The organism is Corallococcus sp. AB018 (genome assembly GCF_003986945.1).
In the GTDB taxonomy this organism is placed as follows: domain Bacteria; phylum Myxococcota; class Myxococcia; order Myxococcales; family Myxococcaceae; genus Corallococcus; species Corallococcus exiguus.
The window spans coordinates 1-1,110 of record NZ_RAWR01000454.1 but is presented as its reverse complement, the minus strand read 5'-3'; the positions used below and the strand labels follow the sequence as shown (position 1 = coordinate 1,110).

Annotated in this window: 2 protein-coding genes; both read right to left on the bottom strand. The window is 68.9% G+C overall.

Going from position 1 to position 1,110, the window contains the following annotated elements; all coding sequences use genetic code 11:
* A partial coding sequence (locus D7Y11_RS42660; RefSeq protein WP_233605333.1) for a transposase occupies positions 1 to 449 on the bottom strand: 449 nt, incomplete at its 3' end.
* An 83-nt stretch (positions 450 to 532) separates the two neighbouring features.
* The gene (locus D7Y11_RS42655; RefSeq protein WP_233597569.1) at positions 533 to 1,003 is read right to left on the bottom strand and encodes a helix-turn-helix domain-containing protein; all 471 of its coding nucleotides are present in this window, start codon (positions 1,001 to 1,003) and stop codon (positions 533 to 535) included.
* Between the last annotated feature and the right edge of the window lie 107 nt (positions 1,004 to 1,110).

Genomic DNA, 1,110 nt, shown 5'->3' with positions numbered 1-1,110 from the left:
CCCTCGGCGAGGCAGCCCGCCTTGCGGAGGGCGTCCTGGGGAGAAAGGCGCACTACCCAGCGGATGGCAGCGGCGACGTGCTGCTCCATCGTCGAGTACTGCCGGTTGGCCGACACGCGCTGTTTGAGGGGACGCCAGAGGTGGTCCATGCAGTTGAGCTCCGAGCGCTGCTTGGGTAGCAGCACCAGATGGACACCGAGGCGGGCGGCGAGCCGCTGAGACTTCTGCGCGGTGTGGCAGCTGGCCCTGTCGAGCACCAGGAGCAGAGGACGGCCGGGGTAGGCGGAGCGCAGGGCGTGCAAGAAGGCCATGAAGTCCTCCTGGCGGCTGCGCTGGGTGGCCATGACGACGCGCCTGCCGGAGCGAGGGTTGATGGCGCCCCACAACGTGCGCTTGGCATTCTCGCCGGTGATTCTCACCAGCGCCTGCTCGCCAATGGGCGCCCACATGGCGCGCAGCGGTGGAAACCAGCGCAGCACCGTGCTGTCCGTGACGAGCAGCACCGCGCGAGGCCACTGACGTTTGAGCCGCTTCAGACGGCGGACAAGGCCCCCTTTTTCTGCCCCGGGTGAGGCGCTGCGGTCGCGTACACGTACCGCGGCCGCTTCCACGCCAGGTTCGCCTCATGCAGCCGACGGCGCAGCGTGCGGGCGGACACCTCGACTCCTTTGCGCTTGAGGTGGGTGCGCAGCAGCGGCACCGTCCAGCCAGAGCTCGCCCAGCCAGCCTTCTCGGGGTTGCCGCGCACCACCTTGCGCAGGTGTTTCGGGGTGAGGCGCGGGGCTTTTCTGGGCCGGCCCGAGCGCGGGGCGTCCCAGAGCGCAGAGGGTGTGCGCTCCGTAAGGTAGCGCTCAAGCCAGAAGTAGACGGCCGGCCGACTCAAGGCTGCCAGGCGTGCCGCCTCGCCCGGGCCCTTCCCCTCCGCGATGAGCTTGATGGCCAGAAGACGACGGAAGTGACGGGCCTCGCGCGTCTGCCGCAGCGCCCGCTCCAGCTTCCGCATGTCGTATGCTGTCAGCCCCAGCTCGGCAGGGCTCCTTGCCGGTCGCATGCTCCAGAAACTGCGCATGCGACCCGGATTTGTCTCGGAACTTCTGGCGACCTACTTAG